This is a genomic window from Chitinophaga sp. W2I13 (assembly GCF_050434005.1).
Taxonomy (GTDB): domain Bacteria; phylum Bacteroidota; class Bacteroidia; order Chitinophagales; family Chitinophagaceae; genus Chitinophaga.
Window position 1 is genome coordinate 1,263,904 of sequence record NZ_JBNPWD010000001.1, and the last position, 14,393, is coordinate 1,278,296.

9 protein-coding genes are annotated in these 14,393 nt (G+C 49.0%); all 9 read right to left on the reverse strand.

Features of this window, described 5'->3' with window-relative positions:
- Window positions 1-5: 5 nt before the first annotated feature.
- The 9 genes from QFZ48_RS05110 to QFZ48_RS05150 all read right to left on the reverse strand — a co-directional run bounded on the left by QFZ48_RS05110 (window position 6) and on the right by QFZ48_RS05150 (window position 14,179).
- Window positions 6-1,406 (reverse strand): ATP-binding protein, encoded by a 1,401-nt coding sequence (locus tag QFZ48_RS05110; RefSeq protein WP_429061384.1) that lies wholly within the window; start codon window positions 1,404-1,406, stop codon window positions 6-8.
- Between the two features lie 113 nt (window positions 1,407-1,519).
- Window positions 1,520-3,112: a beta-glucosidase BglX gene (gene bglX, locus QFZ48_RS05115; protein WP_429061386.1), complete on the reverse strand. Its 1,593-nt coding sequence runs from the start codon at window positions 3,110-3,112 to the stop codon at window positions 1,520-1,522.
- Entirely contained in the window at window positions 3,102-3,818 is a 717-nt protein-coding gene (locus QFZ48_RS05120) for a glycoside hydrolase family 3 N-terminal domain-containing protein (RefSeq protein ID WP_429061388.1), read from the reverse strand. Before QFZ48_RS05120 ends, bglX begins: the two co-directional genes overlap by 11 nt.
- A 10-nt stretch (window positions 3,819-3,828) precedes the next feature.
- On the reverse strand, window positions 3,829-5,568 hold the full coding sequence (locus tag QFZ48_RS05125) for a family 43 glycosylhydrolase (RefSeq protein ID WP_429061389.1): 1,740 nt from the start codon (window positions 5,566-5,568) through the stop codon (window positions 3,829-3,831).
- Between the two features lie 5 nt (window positions 5,569-5,573).
- Window positions 5,574-6,890, reverse strand: coding sequence for a glucoamylase family protein (locus QFZ48_RS05130; protein ID WP_429061391.1), 1,317 nt, complete (start codon window positions 6,888-6,890; stop codon window positions 5,574-5,576).
- Window positions 6,891-6,902: 12 nt separating this feature from the next.
- Window positions 6,903-8,561 carry a glucoamylase family protein gene (locus tag QFZ48_RS05135; RefSeq protein WP_429061393.1) on the reverse strand — a complete coding sequence of 553 codons (1,659 nt, stop codon included), beginning with the start codon at window positions 8,559-8,561 and terminating at the stop codon, window positions 6,903-6,905.
- 6 nt (window positions 8,562-8,567) lie between these two features.
- Window positions 8,568-9,395, reverse strand: a complete 828-nt coding sequence (locus QFZ48_RS05140; RefSeq protein WP_429061395.1) for a LamG-like jellyroll fold domain-containing protein — start codon at window positions 9,393-9,395, stop codon at window positions 8,568-8,570.
- A 17-nt stretch (window positions 9,396-9,412) separates the two neighbouring features.
- Window positions 9,413-10,897, reverse strand: coding sequence for a RagB/SusD family nutrient uptake outer membrane protein (locus tag QFZ48_RS05145; RefSeq protein WP_429061397.1), 1,485 nt, complete (start codon window positions 10,895-10,897; stop codon window positions 9,413-9,415).
- 18 nt (window positions 10,898-10,915) lie between these two features.
- Window positions 10,916-14,179, reverse strand: coding sequence for a TonB-dependent receptor (locus QFZ48_RS05150; protein WP_429061399.1), 3,264 nt, complete (start codon window positions 14,177-14,179; stop codon window positions 10,916-10,918).
- Window positions 14,180-14,393 lie beyond the last annotated feature (214 nt).

A 14,393-nucleotide genomic window follows, 5' to 3' on the forward strand; every position in this document is an offset into this window, starting at 1 on the left:
CTACATTAATTATTCTCTATGGGAAATGAAATGGTAAAAATGGTTTTACCGGGTACAGAAGTTTGTTTCACTGATCCGCGATGACGCTGCACAATTTGCGATACTACATCCAGTCCCAGTCCTGTCCCTTTTCCCAAATCTTTGGTGGTAAAAAAAGGTTCAAATATACGTGATTGTATTTCTTCCGGTATGCCCGGGCCGTTATCGGTAATGGTGATATGCACACACTGGCGGTCCTTTGTGGTGGCTATTTCCAGCCGTCCTTTTTTAGCAGGTTCCATGGCATCCAGCGCATTATCCACGAGGTTGGTCCATACCTGGTTCAGCTCTCCGGGCAGCGCTTTTATTTTGGGCAGTGAGGCATCATAATTTTCTACCAGCTCCACGTTTCCTTTTCTGAACCGGTAATCCAGCATGGCCAGCGTGTTGTGGATACCGCTATGGATATCAATAAATTGTTTATCCGGCTCCTGGTCCATGTACGTATATCTTTTCACGGCGCTTACCAGGTCAAATATTCTTTTTGAAGAGATCTGCAGGTCGCCTACCATCCTGTTGGCTTCCAGTGCGCCATGTATCCAGCTGAAGATCACATCCAGGTGCGCAGGGTCAAACAGCCGGCTGAAATCTTCCAGTACAGTGGTTTCTACCCCATATTCCGCCAGTATTTCCGCTATTTCTATCCGGGAGATGTTTTTGCTGTCCATCCAGTCCTCGATAGCAGTCGTTTTATCAGACAATTCCAGCACCGTGGGTGCTTTCGTCGGCTTGTTGCTCCACCATTGCTGGAGGTTATCAACAATAGCGGTGGCCTGCTCCTGTGATAAACACAGCGCTGCCATCTCTTTAAATATGGCAGGAATATGGCTGATATTTTCAAACAGTTTATCCGAGCTTCTGCAAATGGCGGCTACCGGGTTATTCAGTTCATGGGCCAGGCCCGCGGATAATTTTCCCAGCGCCATCATTTTTTCGTTCTGCTGCTGCGAGGAAGTGGTTTCCCGCACGCGGCTCGTCATGATATGCACCAGTGCTTCCGTCAGTTCGTAATGTTGTTCAATATGTGCTTTAATCTTTTCCGACGGGCAAATCAGCAACCGGGTATCTTTCAGGCACAGGCCATTCCCCATGGCGTTTTTCACACGGGAAAAAGGCAGCCACCCGGTAATGTTATCGTCGTTCAGTTCCACTATTTCCCGGTAATGCCCGTTGATGGTGGCGGAGATGCGTATCTTTCCTGAAATCACAATGATGGTGGCCACCACCGGGTCACCGGCTTTAAACATCAGTTCGCCTTCCGGCACCAGCTTTTCCTCCGACTGGGATATCAGCCACTGCAGTTGTTCCAGCGGCACCTCTTTGAGAGCAGGAATACTTTTTAGTTGTATCGCAGTGATAGGTTCCATATAATTAGCGCTAATGGTCAGTTCTCAAATATAAGCTTTCAGCATCCCAAAAGCAAAAGGCCGTCCTTCCGGGCGACCTTGCTTCTTTTAACCAGTAATAAAGATATGCGGCTTTACAATAATTCAACCGTATTTTTCAGCCTGATATCGGCGGAAGAGGCGCCAATCATGAGGTCGAATGTACCCGGTTCGGCTATCCATTGCAACCGGCTGTTGAAAAACGACAGCTTTTCCCTGTTGATGGTGAAGTGAATGGTTTTGCTTTCTCCCGGCTGCAGCTTTATCTTCTGAAAATCTTTCAGTTCTTTCACGGGCCGGGTAACGGAAGCTTCCCGGTCTCTCAGGTACAACTGTACTATTTCCTCGCCGGCATAAGCGCCGGTGTTGGTGAGTTTAAACGCTACATCGATGGTCTGACTGCCATTTATTTTATTGGTGCTCAGTGTAAGTCCTTCGTATTTAAAAGTGGTGTAACTGAGCCCGTATCCGAATGGAAACAGCGGGTCATTGGGCACATCGAGGTAGTTGGAATGAAATTTCTGGGTGGGGCCTTCCGGTTGCGGCCGGCCGGTATTTTTATAATTGTAGTAGATAGGGATCTGGCCTACGTTCCGGGGGAAGCTCATGGTGAGTTTTCCGGAAGGATTATAATTCCCGAAGAGTACATCCGCGATGGCGTTGCCGGCTTCGTGGCCCTGGAACCATACTTCCAGTAAGGAAGTAGCCTGTTCATTTTCGGTGGTAAGGGTTAATGGCCGTCCGCTCATTACCACTACTACCAGTGGTTTGCCGGTTTGTGCCAGTGCGGTCAGCAGTTTACGCTGACTTTCCGGGATGCCTATATCCGATCTGCTGGCGGCTTCGCCGCTCATTTCAGATGCCTCTCCCACCACGGCCACTACCACATCTGCCTTGGCGGCTGTGGTAATTGCCTCTGTGAGTAACTGCTCCGGTGTGCGGGTATCGATGTCTATTCTTTCGCCAAATACATTTACTTTTTTGGCAAAGCTGGTATCATCGCTGATGTTAGCGCCTTTGGCATAGAGGATATTCACGCTGCTGCCGGCTACCTGTTTCATGCCGTCGAGCACAGGCACTGATAATTGCGCGTCGCCACTTACGGCCCAGGTGCCGAGCATATTGCTTTTGTTATTGGCCAACGGTCCTATCAGCGCGATGATGCCTGATTTTTTCAGCGGCAATGTTTGCCGGTCATTTTTCAGTAATACGCAGGAACGGGCGCCCAGCTCCCTAGCAGCCTGCCTTTTATCTGCGCTCAGCACTTCTTTGGCAGCGGAAGCGGTATTGCAGTAGCGGTAGGGATCTTCAAACAGGCCGAGTTTATATTTTGCTTCCAGCACCCGGCGGCAGGCATCATTGATGTCGTTCAGTGTTACTTTACGCTCTTTCAGTGATTGCTGTAGGGTGGTCACAAAACCTTCGCCTACCATGTCCATATCCACACCCGCTTTTAATGCCAGCGCCGATACCGTTTGCAGGTTGCCCAGGCCATGGGCCATCATTTCATTGATAGCGGTATAATCCGTTACCACAAAGCCTTTAAAGCCCCATTGTTTGCGGAGCAGGTCTGTCAGCAGCCATTTATTGGCCGTAGCCGGGATGCCATCAATTTCGTTGAAGGAAGTCATGACGCTGCCGGCGCCGGCATCTATGGCCGCTTTATACGGTGGCAGGTTAATATTCATACATTTTGATGCGGCTCATATCAGTGGTATTGTAATCCCTGCCTGCTTCAGCCGCGCCATATAAGGCGAAATGTTTTACACATGCCATCACACTGTTTTTATCGCCGAGGCGGTTACCCTGGTATCCACGCACCATGGCGGCGGCGATTTTTGAACCCAGGTACGTATCTTCCCCCGAGCCCTCTGCTACGCGGCCCCATCGCGGGTCGCGGGCAATGTCCACCATTGGGGAATACACCCAGCAAAGACCATCGGCACTGGCTTCTGTTGCCGCCAGCCGCGCACTGTGTTCAATCAGCGGCAAATCCCAGCTGCAGGATAATCCCAGTGGAATAGGAAAAGTGGTTTTGTAGCCGTGGATTACATCGGATCCAAAAATCAACGGAATTTTAAGCCTGCTTTTAGTAACGGCCAGTTCCTGCGCCTGCCGGATCTTTTCCACACCAATTACACCAAACAAACCGCCTACATTTCCTTTGCTGATCTTTGTCTCCACATCACTGCTTACCACTGAGCCGGTAGCTACGCCACCGCCGGGTGTAAGCAAATTCAACTGCCCGATCTTTTCTTCCAGCGTCATTTTTCCCATCAGCGCACTCACGAAAGTATTCATTTTCGCGCTGGTTGTTTGCGCCTGTACCTGGCCGGCAACCAACAGTATCAGCGCCACCAGCGTACTTTTAAAAAGGGTATGTATATCTTTCATACTGTTTGTTTTAATCTTCTTTTATCACCTTTGTTCTGGCAGATACGCCGTTTTCATTAATGGCTTCTATACAAAAATAATAGGGGAGATCTTTGTCCATGCCTTTGAAGTAGTAATCATTGTTGTTATGCACCATGATGCAGCTGTATAATTTATCCGGTGAGGTGCCGGTATAAATATTGTATGCGTATGCATTATCTACCGGCGACCACTTAATCCATGCACTTCGTTTATCCTTCTCCGTGCGAAGCACCAGCAGGTCTTTCACCGTATCGGGCACTGCGCCGTTGCCGTTGCCAAATACCCTTAGCCCACTGAGTGCAAATTTTCCGCCGGGCATATGGATGTTCTCCATTTTGATATAACGCGCCTGCACCGGCTTTGCTAACTCAATATAATCGTGCGGCACATCCTTGCGTTGTTTGCTTTTATCGGCCAGCATCTTCCAGTGTTTTCCATCTTCCGAAAACCAAAGTATATACTGGTGATATATAGCTGTTTGCTTACCCAGAAACGGAGCATCCTGATCGGCATAGTTTACCTGTACTGCATTTACGCGGCTTACTTTCCCAAGGTCTGTTTGTATCCATTCGCCCTTGTTGCCGGTGGCGGCGCTCCAATACGTTTTTATGCTTTCATCTACGGCGTTGTTGGGCACATAGCCACCATATGTGGAAGATACGGCAACTGGTTTGTTATAGTTCAGCAGCATCCAACCGGTAAACCCGGCGTTATCAAAAGCGGTGGTATCAGCGCCCCTTGAAATATAATGCGGGTAGTCGCCGAAAGAGGTATTACAAAACATCACGTCTTCTTTATCGAATCCGGCGGGCCAGTAGCCGATACGGCGCTCGAAGCTGTTTTTTACCGCAATTACCATGGTAGATACATGCCACCAAAATCCTTTATTATCCTGGAACGTAGCGCCATGACCTGCACCACGGGCATAACCTCCGGGCTTATACGAAACGGGGTCTGACTGCGGCGTAAAAGGCCCCAGCGGATGATCACCTACCACTACTCCATCGGCATAGCCGCTGAACTCTGTTCCCGGAGCGCCGTATTGCAGGTAATATTTCCCGTGGTGCTTTGTCATCCACGCGCCTTCAATGAAGGGGTCCAGGAAAGTATTATCCAGGTTTTCGCCAAACCGTTGCCAGCCATAGCGGTCGGGCTCCAGCAGGTACATTTCTTTCCTCGTGCCTTTCGGTTGCAGGGTGCTGCGATTCATTTCCACGCCATACAACGGGTACCGGTTGCTGCTGCCGTTGTACATATACAAACGGCCATCGTCATCTGCAAAAAACGCAGGATCCCAACCGCCTATCTGCAGCGAGTCGATCGCTTCTTTCCATTCATTTCCTTTGGGATTAGTGCTCATCCAGATGGGGAAGTCGCTGGTATAGGTAGATCCGAATACGAGCAACGTATCGCCCATTACCCATGCTGCGGGCGCACACAGTTCATCGTACACATGATGATACGGCTTCAGGAATTTCCTTTCCACAAAATGCCAGTTGAGCAGGTCCGGGCTCCACCAATATCCCCACTGATTGGTGGAAAACAGGTAGTAGTCGCCTTTGTAATTTACAATTACCGGATCGGCGGTAGCACGGTGTTTCCCCCAGGTGGTGAAGTTGGGAATAGGACAATAGCCGTAGTCGATATTCACCGGGTTACAATAGGTAGTTTGCGCAGTTGTATCCATGCATATGAACAGGATCACCAGTGCATATATCCATCTTTTCATCATCACTATTTTTCCGTTGTTTCAAAATCAAGTTTCTTTAGTCCCTGCTTAATCTCCGGGCAACTCATGAACAACTTCCACAACAACCCGGTGCGGTAGTTTTCTATCATTACAACAATGGGTCCCTGGTCAATGGCCAGGTGCGAGGATGCATACCATTGCTTTGTTTCGTTGAAAGCGTCAGTAAAGCCATACTCCGTCCAGATTTTATCGCCCAGGTCGTAGTAAAAATGTTTCAACGCCTGCATAGAATATTCAGGCGTGTATGGGAACGCCGATAATGCCGCCGTGGGTGTGATCGTACCCAGGTCGTTTTCCGGCGAATGTGCATTATATCCGTCGTAGGTGTCGCTGGCGGTGAGTCCCCAGCAATTGGCGCCATAGCCTTTAAATCCTTTTGGATTACGAACACAGTGTTCGCGGTTGATAAGCGTATGATGCAGGTTTTGTTCCCAGTAATCGGCGTAACGGTCTTTTAAGCCGTGTGGGTTTAAGCCCAGGAAAGAATAGTGCGAGAAAAATAACGGTCCGCCGTAATCAAATCCCAGCGGGAGTTTGATCCCATAAAAGGTACGGTCGTTCCTGAAATAAATATTATTCACCCAGCCCTGGTGATATACTTCCGGGTTGATGGCATAGCTGGGAGATGAAGCGGCCAGTACATATGTGATAAGACATTCGTTCCATCCTTTGATTTCGTGGTTCATGCTCCAGCCGTTGTTGGGGCTCCAGTGCCAGTACAGTACATTGCGTCCGCCCTGCGTATACCAGTTCCATTCTGTTTCATTCCAGGTCCAGCTGATCTTATTTCGTAGCTCCGTTTCCGTTGGATTGTCGTTGCTGAAATACTGGCGGGCGCAAAGGAGTCCCTGGAACAGGAAGGATGTTTCCACCAGGTCGCCGCCATCATCTTTACGGCTGAAGGGAATCGTTTTGCCTGTGTTACCATTCAGCCAGTGTGGAAAAACACCATGGTAGCTGTCTGCCTTCCGGAGGAAGTTCACTATTTTCAGCAGCCGTTGTGCGGCAGCTTCGCGGGTGATCCATTTACGTTCAGCAGCTACAATGATCGCCATTACGCCGAAGCCGGTGCCACCGGTGGTAACCACTTCATCGCCATAGTCAAAGGATTTGTTGCTGCGTTCGCGCGCCATACCTGACACCGGGTGACCAAAATCCCAGAAGTAGCGGAACGTTTGTTTTTGTACCAGTTCCAATAATTGTTCGTCCGACATTTTTTGCCGGTTAACTTTGATCTTCTTTTGTGCCATTGCCGGCTGCAGCAGGAAAAACAAACAGCCAATAAACAGTATATACTTCATTCTTTTTCTTTTTTAGAGATGTGGGCTGGTAAAGCCGAGGTTATGCATACCCGTTTTTATTTCCGGGCAGCTCATGAACAGGTTCCACAACAATCCGCTGCGGTAATTTTCTATCATCACTATTACCGGCCCCTGATCGATGGCCAGGAATGAGTTGGCAAACCAAATGTGCTGAAGGGAGAAAGCGTCTGTAAAGCCGTATTCTTTCCAGATCTTATCGCCCAGTTTGTAATAAAAGAATTTCAGCGCCTGCATGGATTCCTGCGGCGTATACGGGAAAGACGACAACGCAGCAGTGGGTGCAATTACACCCACATCATTGGTGGGTGAACTGGCCGTATAGCCGTTGGGGATATCACTGGCGGTAAGCCCCCAGCAACTAGCGCCGTAGCCATAATTCTTTTCCGGGTTGGCAACGCAATAGGCGTAGTTAATGCGGGTATGATTCACCACCTGTTCTTCATAATCCGCATAAGTATCTTTCAATCCTTTGGGATTGATGCCCAGGAACGAGTAATGCGAGAAAAACAGTGGGCCGCCCATAGCAGGACCCAGCGGCAGTTTGATATTATAGTAAAGATTGTTGTTGCGCATGGCGCCGTTATTTGCCCAGCCGCTGTCGTAAGTAGCTTTTGGTACCGGCGTTTGTGCGGAGGCCGCGAGAATATAGGTAATAAGACATTCATTCCATCCTTTTACCGGCAGGTTCATCTCCCATTTATACTCGTTGCTCCAGTGCCAGTACAGCACGTTTGCATTATCTTTCCGGAACCAGTTCCATTCCACTGCATTACAAATGGCATTGATATCGCTTCGTAGCTGCGTTTCCGTTACATCCACATTTTTAAAGTATTGGCGTGCGGTTAGGAGTCCCTGGATGAGATAAGCTGTTTCCACCAGGTCGGCGCCATTATCCTTTGTGCTGAAAGGAATAGCTGCGCCGGTGCTGCCATTGAGCCAATGCGGGAAAGCGCCGTGAAAGCGTGCTGCCTTTGTGCCCAGGAAAGTGGTTATTTTCTGCATGCGTGCCAGTCCTTCGCTGCGGGTAATAAAGCCGCGTTCTATCCCGGTGATGATGGCCATGATACCGAAGCCGGAGCCGCCGGAGGTAACGGTTTCACCGCTGGTGTTTCTTTCGCGTGCGAGGCCGCTAACCGGGTGACCAAAGTCCCAGAAGTATTTAAACGTTTGCTGTTGTACCAGTGTGAGCAGTGCATCATCGGAGATACGCGGGAATTTATCGGTGGTATCTATAGCGGTTACCAGCGACAATGAAACGGCCGATTGAAGTTTGGCGTTCTTCGCTGACAGCAGGCCGGCGCCTGCGGTAATCGTATAGGCGGTAAGGTTAGACAATGGCGCAACGGGTTTCAACACAAGGGTACTGTCGCCGTGCTCCCACGTTACGTTGTATGGCACGTTACCACCAATTTTACCGGTAAAAGAACAGGCAGCAGCAACAGAGCTGCGCGATACGGCGTCGGAGAAGGAAATCCTGATGGCAGGTTGTGTGCCGGTACCATAATAGGAAAATCCCGCAGACACGCTATCCACGCTCAGGGCCTGAAAGCTGAAGGAGGGCGGCGTAACGGGCGGAGGCGACGTATTGTCGCCTCCGCCCTTACTGCAACCTGCTGTTATTATCAATAATAAACAAGCTATCCATTTCATAAAAAACTATTTACCCCGCCCTTCCAGTTTAACGAGGGCGCTGACATCCGCTTCTTCCAATGCTTTATTATAGATCCTTACTTCATCGAGGCCGCCGGTGAGGTAGCTGGCCCAGTCCTGTGCGGTGGCTTCAGAAGTGAGACTGGGAACGGTCTGGAACTGTGAGGTACCAAATACCATTTTGCCCGGGTTCACGAACTGGATCGGACCTGCTCCGTCCATCACGTGTGTGGCGATCCTTAATCCGTTTACATATACCTTAAAAGAATCCACGCCGTTATAAGATAAGGCGAAGTTGGTCCACCTGCCCCATACATTCTGTACATCATAATTACCCAGCCATGCTTCTCCCTGTGCGCTGGCCACATGCATTTTCAGTACGGCTTTCGCATCGGTGCTACCATTTTCAAAGAAGATATCGATGTTACCCCAAAAGCTTTTGGTATTGCTGAGGCTCAGCAGTCCTACTATACCGGTGGTATTCTGCGGGCTATTTACCCACAGCGTGATCGTAAATGCTTTGAGGCCGGTGATAGCAGCTCCTGGTGTGAACAGCGCGTATGCTTTATCCGCGCCTTTGAGCGCGCTTCCTTTGATACCTGTAGCGAAAGAGGTACCATTGTTTTCGCAGTTGGTTTTAGAGATGCTGTCGGCGAGATTCCCATTAAATCCCCAGTAGGCTACCAGGTTGCCGGGAGCAATTTCGGAGGCGCTGGTATAACCACCGATAGACAATGCCGGTTTATAGCTGTCGGCATCAAACTTTTTATAGCAAGACGACCCAAACAGCGTGATAGCTGCCAGCAGTACGTATGATTGATATCTGAAGTTCATAATAATTTTATTAGAGATTAGTAACCCGGATTTTGTGTCAATGTTCCTGCACTGATATCAATTTCATTCTGCGGAACCGGCCATATCTCGTTCTTACCGGCCACGAAGCCTTTAGTGCCAAACAGGGTAGCGGCTCTTCCCTGGCGGATCACATCAAAGTAGCGGTCGTTTTCCATGGCCAGTTCTACTCTTCTTTCATGCCAGATCGCATTACGTAATGCTACTTTATCGGTAGTAGTTACATCCGGGAGAATGGCTGCATTGTTGCCACGTGCGCGGGCCCTTACAGCGTTCAGCGAGGTAAGTGCCAGGGCTGTATTACCTTGTTCGTTGGCGGCTTCTGCGTTCATGAGCAGCACTTCCGAGTAACGGATCACGCGCACATTCTGATCGGCGCCTTCTGTGTAGCCGGTTACGAACAAACGGAAAGGCACATACGATTTCTGGTTGAACATCGGGTTATCGCCGGTGGGCGGTATAAGATCACCTTCCGGCGTGGTTTCTCCCCTGAAAATGATGGTAGCATCTCTCCGCGGATCTCCGGGTTCATACTCACTTACGAGGCTTTGCGTGGGAACATTGAAGCCCCATCCACCGCCTACAACGCCTTTTACTCCTTGTATTTGAGAGTACTGGGAATTGGATGCATCTTTACTGTTCAGGATCAGCTGGCACTGGATTTCAAAAATGGATTCTTTGGAATTTTCATTCGCAATGCGGAACAGTTGCTCATAGTTAGGATACAGGGTATAACCCAGTCCCATTACCTGGTTGGTATAATTGAGCACATCCGGCCATTTTTTGAGGTACATGGCTACCTTTGCATGCAGGGCCAGTGCAGCGCCTTTGGTGGCACGTCCTGCCTCGGAGGCAGGATATGCCGGTGGCAATACCGATGCGGCTTCCGTCAGGTCTTTTTCAATAGCCGCCCATACTTCTGCCTTGGGTGTTCTTGGTAAATTATATTCACTGGCATCAACCGGTATTTTCAGGCGCAGGGGCACATCGCCAAAGGCGCGTACCAGCCGGAAGTACGCATACGCACGTACGAATTTTGCTTCTGCGAGGTAGCGGTTTTTCAGTGCGTCGTCCATGCTGATGGCAGGAATATTATCCAGTACCTGGTTACAGAAATTAATTTCCTGGTATTGTGATTTCCAGAAATCAAGGATTTGTCCTTCTGTAGCGGTCACTGAAAAATCGTCGTATTTATTGAGGAAGCTGGCATCAGAAGCGTTACTTCCTTTTTCGGCGTCATCGGAGCCCAGGCTTTCTATAGCTACGGCGGCAAATCCCACCTGTTTCCATTCGCGGAGGTTTGCATAAATAGCATTTACTGCTTTGGTAGCATCTGCTTCATTTTTCCAGAACTGCTCGCTGGGTTGTTGTCCCTGCGGCGGTACATCGAGAAATGATTTCCCGCAGCCTGCGATGGCCAGTAATGCCGGCAATATAACGCCACCGGCTAAACGTTGTATATTAAGTTGAGTATTTCGTTTCATAACAAGTCTGCTTTATTATCAGAAAGTAACATTTACACCAAAATTGTAGGTTGCGTAGAGTGGGTATACGTTGTTATCGATACCAGCTTCCCTGGGCTTACCACCAATTTCCGGTGTAAATCCCCGGTATTGGAAGAAGTTGAAAGCATTCTGTGCGTTTGCAAATACGCGCAGGTTTTTCATGCCCCATTTTTCTGTCATAGCAGCGGGGAAATTATATCCCAGCTGAATGTTCCTGATCCTGAAGTAGCTGCCGTTTTCCACGAAGAAAGAGTTAGGCAGGTAGTTATCGCGACCGCCGATGAAAGCAGAGGGATAGGTATTGGAAGTACCTTGTCCATGCCAGCGTTTATCATAAAAATCTTTCGTGAAATTTTCATTACCAAAACGCGCACCGAGGTTTACATTGTAAACATCTACACCTGCAACACCCTGGAAATCGAGGGCAAGATCAAATTGTTTCCAGGTGAAAGATGTATTAATGCCATAGCTGAAGCGGGGATTAGGGTTCCCCAGTGGCACGCGGTCGTTCGCATCAATAACGCCGTCGGGCACGCCTTTAGGTCCGCTTACGTCCCTGTACTTAAAGTCGCCTGCTCTTGCTTTTTTTTGTGCAGAGGTTAACACCTCCGCATCTGTCTGGAAAATCCCATCTACTATATAACCAATAAACTCACCTATGGGCCTGCCGAGCATAGTACGGGTACTCAGTGCGCCGCTGGTGAGGCCACCACCGCCGCCATAAATAGGGTTCTTCCCGGATACCACGCTTAATACTTTATTTTCGTTATAACCGAGGTTACCGCCAACGGAGTAGGTAAAGTCTTTCTTTATCTGGCTTTTCCAGCTTATTGCGATTTCAATTCCGCGGTTCTGAAGATCGGCCTGGTTGGCGATGATAGTACCAGAGTTGGTACCCACAGAACCCGGAATATTTACATCAAAAATGGCCTGCATTGTTTTCCGGTTATAGAAACCGGCTTCCAGGTACAAGCGGTTATTAAGCATGCTGGCTTCCAGTCCTACATCCGTACCTACGCCTTTTTCCCAATAGGTAGTAGGCGGTACCACGGAGTTGATGCTTGCGCCGGTGTATACATTACCACCAAAGACGGCAGTGAGATAAGGGTCCTGGGCTACTCTCAATATAGAAATATTGGAAGAAACGGAGGCATTGCCTATCTGGCCCCAGCTACCACGCAGTTTCAGGTTATCGAAGAAATGTTGTTGCTTCATAAAGCTTTCCTCGCTGATGATCCAGCCCACCCCTACAGAAGGGAAATAGCCCCAGCGTTGATTACCGTAGAACCGGGAGGCGCCGTCGGCACGCAGCGAGGCATTGAGGAGGTACCTGTTTTTAAAGGAATAGTTGATCCGTCCGAAGTAGGAGGATACAGTGTAGATATCTCCTTCATCTGTTATTTCCCTGCCGGCGGTGCTGCCCAATTTCAGGTACATATCTCCTTCACTGTTATTCGGCACATTAGGTGCGGTAGCAGTGAGCTTATAAGTTTGATAACGCTGTGCACCCTGGCCCAGCAATACTCTCAGATCGTGGTCTTTGAATTTATTCTGATAGGTCAGTGTATTTTCCACAATCCAGTTACGGGTATCAGTATTTTCGCGGGTGAGTTTACTGTTGGTGGCGCGTTGTGCAATGGTAGCTGTAAATACAGGTACATAGTTGCGCATCAGGTTTTCGCCATATTCGCCGCCGATGCTGGTATGAAAAGAAAAGTGTTTGGCAAACCGCAGGTCGGCGTATACGCTACCTGTAACGGTTTGTTTTTTGGTGAACTGGTTGAAAAAGTCGAGGGTTGCCTGTGGGTTGAAGTTCGCGCCTTCACCGAGGTTATAATCGTTCGGATCGCCATAAGTACCGTCGGCGTAATGCACGGGTACTACAGGGCCTGCACTGTACAACTGGCGCCAGATAAGATCGGGAACGTCATTTGATTTATTGGCAGATGCAGTAACGGTATAACCAACCTTCAGTGGTTCAAATACCTGGAAATCGTTTTGTAACCGGGCGGTGTAGCGGGTAAAGTCGTTTGTATTTACCAAACCTTGCTGGTGCAGATAACCTATAGAGAAATTATAGGTAGATTTTTCTGAGCCACCGCTTAGAGACAGCTGGTGATTGGTTACCAGTGCATTCCGGAGGGTTTGATGGTACCAATCGGTGCCTCTTCCAAACTGGGAAGGATCATCGAACAGCGGAGCTTTATCATTACGTTCCAGCAGTTCATTTACCAGGGTGGCATACTGATTGGCATCGGCCATTTTTACCTCGTTGGTTACTTTCTGATAGCCTACGTAGCCGTTATAGTTTACGACTGGTTTTCCGGATTTTCCTTTTTTTGTGGTGATGAGCACCACGCCATTTGCCGCACGTATCCCATAAATTGCTTCGCTGGAAGCATCTTTCAGGATACTCATGTTTTCGATATCAGCAGGGTTGAGGAAGTTGATATCGTCATACCACACACCGTCTACCACGTACAATGGGTTGGCGCTGCCATATATGGTACCCATACCACGGATCTTGATTTCAGGCGCCGCGCCGGGTTTTCCCATATTGGTAATAGTAACACCGGGCACTTTTCCCTGGAGGGCACTTACCGCGTTATTAATAGGTTGTTTGTTGATCTCTTCTCCTTTAACCTGGCTGATAGCGCCGGTAACATCTACCTTACGTTGCACGCCATAACCCACTACCACCACCTGTTCCACCATACTCACCGATTCTGCCAGGGAAATATTGATCACAGAGCGGCTGTTGACCGGTATTTCCTGGCTGGTGAAGCCGATAAAGGACACCAGCAGGGTAGCGTTTTCCGGCACGGTAAGGGTATAGGTGCCATCTGGCCCGGTAACCGTTCCGCGGGAGGTTCCCTTGATGCTGATAGTAGCGCCGGGCACCGGTGTATTGCCATCTTTACTGGTTACTTTACCGGTAATTTTGATATCCTGCAACTCCCCTGTGTTAGCCATGATGACCACCAGGTTGTTCTCTATCACTTTATATTTCAGGCCGGTATCGTTGAGTATTTCGCTCATGAGATCAGCCAGACGTGTGTTGGTCACATCCACATCCACTTTCTTCCTGATATCCTTCAATGCGTTGTTATAGAGGAACCGGTATTCGCCTTGTTTCTCAATACTACTGAGTACCTTGGCGATCTCCGTTTCTTTGAGCCGGAGGGTTATCGTTCCCTGCCCCTTCGCATTGGCAGATACCTGGAGCACACCTGCCAGCAGCAGTACGGCGGTCCAATTCATAATTAATAAGACTTTTTTGAAGGCATGGGAAGGTCGCTTCGCAGTTGTTAGCGATTTTTTCATACTTTTAGATCTAGAGGTAATAAAATGGAAGCCAGCTGTTTTTCACGATTGGCGAAGCTTCCTGTTATGCTTCAGGGGGAAATGTTGGCGCATTTCCCTTTTTAGTTACCAGCAGCTCAAGACGAATTAAATCTGTTTCCTTTTTTCATAA

Bases quoted from the DNA above. Each gene is read 5' to 3' on its own strand.
- QFZ48_RS05110 (WP_429061384.1), bottom strand. From the start codon at position 1,406: ATGGAACCTATCACTGCGATACAACTAAAAAGTATTCCTGCTCTCAAA.
- bglX (WP_429061386.1), bottom strand. From the start codon at position 3,112: ATGAATATTAACCTGCCACCGTATAAAGCGGCCATAGATGCCGGCGCC.
- QFZ48_RS05120 (WP_429061388.1), bottom strand. From the start codon at position 3,818: ATGAAAGATATACATACCCTTTTTAAAAGTACGCTGGTGGCGCTGATA.
- QFZ48_RS05125 (WP_429061389.1), bottom strand. From the start codon at position 5,568: ATGAAAAGATGGATATATGCACTGGTGATCCTGTTCATATGCATGGAT.
- QFZ48_RS05130 (WP_429061391.1), bottom strand. From the start codon at position 6,890: ATGAAGTATATACTGTTTATTGGCTGTTTGTTTTTCCTGCTGCAGCCG.
- QFZ48_RS05135 (WP_429061393.1), bottom strand. From the start codon at position 8,561: ATGAAATGGATAGCTTGTTTATTATTGATAATAACAGCAGGTTGCAGT.
- QFZ48_RS05140 (WP_429061395.1), bottom strand. From the start codon at position 9,395: ATGAACTTCAGATATCAATCATACGTACTGCTGGCAGCTATCACGCTG.
- QFZ48_RS05145 (WP_429061397.1), bottom strand. From the start codon at position 10,897: ATGAAACGAAATACTCAACTTAATATACAACGTTTAGCCGGTGGCGTT.
- QFZ48_RS05150 (WP_429061399.1), bottom strand. From the start codon at position 14,179: ATGAATTGGACCGCCGTACTGCTGCTGGCAGGTGTGCTCCAGGTATCT.